Raw genomic sequence first — 4711 nt, 5'->3', positions numbered from 1 at the left:
TCTGGACGTTGTTCCGGGCGGTCTGCGGATCGTGGAACTGGCCGACGGGGTGACCGAGGAGGAACTGCGCGCGGCGACCGAGGCGACAATCGTCGCCTGAGGCGCGGGCCGGCAGGGCGGAGGGGGCGCTGCCCCCGCCGTCCAGCGGACGGCCCCCCGGGAGATTTGGAACCAAGGCAAAGCGGGCCTTGGGGCGGAACGGATCATGACGGCTGACGAGATCGAGCACCTGTTCACCGGCCCCGACGGGCGGTTCTCCTGTGCGCGGTGGGGACGGCCGGTCGATGGCCAGGCAGCCGACCTGCCCGCCTACAGCGCACGCTTGAGCCGGCGCATCAGCATGCACATGCAGATGCAGGCGGCCGCATGCCGGACAGGACCTCCTGGATTTCGCCGTCGACACTGCCGCTGATGCAAATGCCGCGCACATCGAGCGCAACAGAAGGTCGACACGATGAGTTCATGCCGGATGTGCTGTCGGCCAGTCCCTCAGTGCAAGATTAGGCGTCGTCACCTGGGGCGCGTTCGAAGCCTTGGACATCCTTGGCAATGCCGGTTACGGCATACGATAGCCCGCCAGCCTGATCCATCAGGTCACACGACGAAGCTCGGCCTCGACGACCGGCACGCGGCTTCATTCCGTCCGCAGCGGCACCTGGACGATCACGCGGTAGCCCCGCTCTGCCGGGATCGCGGTCATCGAGGCGTCAAGCTGCGCCACGAGTCCGTCGATGATGCGCGTGCCGAGGCCCGGCTCGGCATCGCCGTCCTTGCCGGTGCCGTTGTCGGCCATGTCGAGGACCAGATCCCCTCCATCCAGCGCGGTCCTGACGGTGATGATTCCGTCGGCCACCCCTGCCAGCCCGTGCTTGATCGCGTTCGTCGCCAATTCGTTCACGATCAGCGCCAGCGGGATGGCCATGTCGGCCGGCAGGCTGACCTCGGCCGCGTCGCAGCGGACCTCGACACCCGCCGTCCCGGCATCGCCCGAGGCCAGGTTCCCGCACAATTCGCGCAGATAGGGACCGAAGGCGACGGAGGATACCTCGTTCGAGCGATAGAGCATCTCGTGCACCGAGGTGACCGCCCGGACCCGCGCGGCCGCGCCCTGCAGCCGGTCGCGGACCTCGCTCTCTCCGGCGCGGCGGGCGTCGGTGCTGAGGATGCTGGCCACAAGCTGGAGGCTGTTCTTGATGCGGTGGTTCACCTCGCCCAGCAGCGTCTCCTTCTGCGCCAGCAGGCGGTCGCGTTCCGCCAGCGTCCGGGCCAGTGTCTCCTCGCGCTGCTTCGAGACGGTGATGTCCAGACTGACCACCACGAAGCGGGGCAGCGCGTCGCGGTGATCGCGCACCAGCTCCCCGTGAGAGGACAGCCAGGCCGTGGTCCCGTCCGGCCGGGCCAGACGATGCGCGACCGACACGACGGTATGTTCGGGCGCGTTCATGTTGCGCTCGAACGCGGCCTGCAATCCGGCCCCGTCCTCGGGATGGACCAGCGCGAACATGTCGGCGGCGGGCAGCGTGCCCTCGCGGTCGGGCAGTCCCAGCAGGGCGGCAAAGGCGCGCGAGGCATAGATCGTCCCCGTCCCCGGGTCGTATTCCCAGAATGCCAGATCGTTCAGCCGCTGCGCCGCGCGCAGGCGGATCGCCTGATCGCGACGGAACATCACCTCTTCGGTGACGTCGCGGACATGATGGATCAGCGCCACGACCTTGCCGTCGCGCAGGATCGGGGTGTTCAGCGGCTTCCAGTGCCGTTCCTCGAACCCGCGGGCCTTGCCGCGCACGGGGATGTCGTATTTCTGGACCGCCATGGCATGCGGCCGCCCGGTCGCGCGCGCCTTCTCCAACGAGGCCCGCAGGTTGCGCACGCCGTCCGCATCGGGGTCGTCGGGGTTGTCGGGGAAGGCCACGAACAGCGGCAGGCCGACCAGGTTCTCGCGTCGCGCGCGGGTCAGGTCCAGATATTGCTGGTTCACGTCGATGATGTTGAGGTCGGGATCGAGGATCAGATAACCATGCGGTGCCGCCTCGAAGACCGCATCGCGCAGCATCCCGGCCTGCAGCTTCTGCGACGTCTCAGCCATGTCCGCCTCCGTACGCATGCCTTCATGTACGGACATTATCGGGCGTATAGATCAAGAAGCCAACCCCGCCCGGTTCCGGTCGGGCCGATGGTCGGGTGACGCAAGGCCGTCGCGGCGCGCGAAAAACCGTTGACGCAGGCTTTGCCCGTCGGGACACTTTCCTGTGTCGCGGTCCATGCGTCGGCTGCGGCGCCGGGAGACACGGCATGGACAAGGATGCGGAACGAAGACCGGACGCATTGCTGCTTTCCTGGCGGCATGTCACTGTTATGTTCGCGGCAAGCCTTGGCATCGTTCTGGCGGGATATGCCCTTGCGGGACAGGTCGGGGCAGTGGCGTCCCTTGCCGGGCTGATGACGGGCGCTTTCGGGTCAGGGTCGGCGGGACGGCCCGGCGCGCTTGCAGGGGGCGCGGGCCTTCTGTTCGCATTTGGGGTCCTGAATGCGGGGGCCGGAATGCCGGTCGGCCTTGGTCTGACCCTTCTGCTGTGCATCGCCGCGGGGATCGAGGCGGCCAGGACCGGCACCCGCATCGCGATCATGATCCTTCTTGGCCTGACGCTGCTGATGTCCGCATCCGATCCGGTGCCGTTGGCCCGGCTTCTGGTTCCGGCGGTCACCGGTCTGGCGACAGGGCATGTCCTGACGCGGCTCCTGTCTCTGGCGGGCGCGATACCGGCGGGCGTGCTGCCGCCTCATCATGCCATGCGGCTGGTCCTGTTTCTGGCGGGCGGTCTGGCGCTGGCGCAGCTTTGCGCGCTGCTGGTCGGGGATCCCTACGGTCACTGGGTCGTGCTTCTGTTCGTGTCGCGGGCGCTGGTGCCCTTTCCCCACCGCAAGGAGCCGTTGCTGCGATACGGCACCGGCGCGGCCATCGGCGTGGGGGCAGCGCTGATGATCGAGGCGCTGCATCTTCCCGGTCTGGTCAGGCTTCTGATTGCCGCGGGGGCGCTGGTGCTTGGCCTGCGATTCATGATCCATCACCGGCCGATCGCGCCCGCCATGATGACGCTGGCGGCGCTTCTGGGCACGGCGCCGACGGTCGAGGCGGCGCTGGCCCGCGGCGAGACGGTCGCGCTAGTGCTGGGCATCATCCCTCTTGTGGGCCTGGGTCTGGATCGGCTCTGGCGCGGCGTGGCCGGTGGCGACGCGCGCAGGACCAGCCCGAACCCCCGTGGCGATCCGCAGGTCGCGGGGCCGCGCCATTCTGCAATCTCCAGCGAGAGGTCAAAGCGATGAAGAGACTTGCCACATCCGCCCTAGCCTATCTGATCGCGAATGCGGTCGGCCTGCTTCTGGCCAGCCTGCTGTTGCCGGGCTTCAGCATCGGCGTCCTGCCTTTTGTCCTGGTGGTGATCGTCTTCTCGGTTCTGCAGGCGGTCATCGGGCCGCTGATGGCCAAGGTCGCGTCAAGGCATGTGCCGCAGATGATGGGCGGCATCGCGCTGGTGACGATCTTCGTCGGCCTGTGGATCACCGACATGCTTCTGCCTGGCATGCAGATCGGCGGGATCTCGAACTGGCTGGCCGCGACCCTTCTGGTCTGGCTGGGCAGCCTGGTCGCGACCATCCTGCTGCCGATCTACGTGCTCAAGAGCCTCGGCCCGACCGGCGCGCGGGCGGGCTGAGCATGCCGGGGCGGCGTCCGGGCATGGCAAGGCGGGTGGCGCGGGCCGTCCTGATCCTGCTGGTCGTGCTGCTTGGCGCGCTGGTCGCCCTGCGCGTGACCCATCCCCTGCCCGACCGCGCCAGCATACAGCCCTCGGCCGCGCTGGCCGCCAGCGACCGGACGGCCCTTGGCGCGGCGCTGATGCCGATGATGGCCGCGCATCCCGGCCAGAGCGGAATCGCATCGCTGGCCGACGGGCGCGACGCGCTGGCCATGCGCGTGCTTCTGGCGCGTCAGGCCGAAACCTCGCTGGATGTGCAATACTACATCTGGCAGACCGACCCGACCGGCTGGATCCTGCTGGACGAACTGCGCGCCGCCGCCGAACGGGGCGTCAGGGTGCGCCTGCTTTTGGACGACAACGGCATACCCGGCCTGGACGAGGTTCTGGCCGCGCTGGACGCCCATCCCCGGATCGAGGTGCGGATCTTCAACCCCTTCACCTTTCGCCGCCCGAAGCTTCTGTCCTATGCGTTCGACTTTGGCCGTCTGAACCGGCGGATGCACAACAAGTCGATGATCGCGGATGGCGTGGCCACCATCCTTGGCGGGCGCAATATCGGGGACATCTATTTCGCCTATGGCGAAGGGGTCGCCTATTTCGATCTGGACGTGCTGGGCGTCGGCCCGATCGCCGCCGATGTGGCCGCCGATTTCGACCGCTACTGGGCCAGTGAATCGGCCTATCCCGCGGATCTGGTCCTCGGCCCGCCGGGCGACGGGGCCGAGACGCTGGCCCGCGCCGCCGAGGATGCGCGCCGCTCGGTCCTGGGCTCGGAGTATCTTGCCGCCATCGCCTCGGCGCCGGTGCTGGGACAGATCATGGCGGGCCGGGACATCCTGGAATGGACCGAGGCCGTGCTGGTCAGCGACGATCCCGCCAAGGGGCTGGGCCGGGCCGCGCGGGACGATCTGCTGATGGGCAGGCTGTCGGCGCTGGTGGACGGGGTCGAAAGC

At 68.4% G+C, this 4711-nt stretch carries 4 protein-coding genes and 1 pseudogene; 4 read left to right on the top strand and 1 reads right to left on the bottom strand.

Annotated elements, in window-relative coordinates; genetic code table 11:
* A pseudogene (locus tag QAR72_RS15530) lies at positions 1 to 100 on the top strand (succinyl-CoA--3-ketoacid-CoA transferase); the annotation flags it as partial.
* Between the two features lie 534 nt (positions 101 to 634).
* Here QAR72_RS15530 and QAR72_RS15525 read toward each other — a convergent pair.
* Positions 635 to 2086 (bottom strand): sensor histidine kinase, encoded by a 1452-nt coding sequence (locus QAR72_RS15525; RefSeq protein WP_304618283.1) that lies wholly within the window; start codon positions 2084 to 2086, stop codon positions 635 to 637.
* A gap of 455 nt (positions 2087 to 2541) precedes the next feature.
* Between QAR72_RS15525 and QAR72_RS15520 the strand changes: the two genes are divergently transcribed.
* The 3 genes from QAR72_RS15520 to QAR72_RS15510 form a co-directional block, all read left to right on the top strand.
* A complete protein-coding gene (locus QAR72_RS15520; protein ID WP_304618282.1) occupies positions 2542 to 3324 on the top strand; it encodes a hypothetical protein in 783 nt (260 codons plus the stop codon).
* Positions 3321 to 3713, top strand: a complete 393-nt coding sequence (locus QAR72_RS15515) for a phage holin family protein (protein WP_304618281.1) — start codon at positions 3321 to 3323, stop codon at positions 3711 to 3713. The genes QAR72_RS15520 and QAR72_RS15515 overlap by 4 nt, the downstream gene beginning before the upstream one ends.
* 23 nt (positions 3714 to 3736) lie before the next feature.
* A partial coding sequence (locus tag QAR72_RS15510; RefSeq protein ID WP_304618280.1) for a phospholipase D-like domain-containing protein occupies positions 3737 to 4711 on the top strand: 975 nt, incomplete at its 3' end.

This window comes from Paracoccus sp. (in: a-proteobacteria), assembly GCF_030604785.1.
GTDB lineage: Bacteria > Pseudomonadota > Alphaproteobacteria > Rhodobacterales > Rhodobacteraceae > Paracoccus.
This window is presented reverse-complemented; position numbering and strand designations above follow the sequence as displayed.

What these genes read in the sequence shown, in the direction of transcription:
- QAR72_RS15525 (WP_304618283.1), bottom strand. Translation starts at nt 2,086, where the DNA reads ATGGCTGAGACGTCGCAGAAGCTGCAGGCCGGGATGCTGCGCGATGCG.
- QAR72_RS15520 (WP_304618282.1), top strand. Translation starts at nt 2,542, where the DNA reads ATGCCGGTCGGCCTTGGTCTGACCCTTCTGCTGTGCATCGCCGCGGGG.
- QAR72_RS15515 (WP_304618281.1), top strand. Translation starts at nt 3,321, where the DNA reads ATGAAGAGACTTGCCACATCCGCCCTAGCCTATCTGATCGCGAATGCG.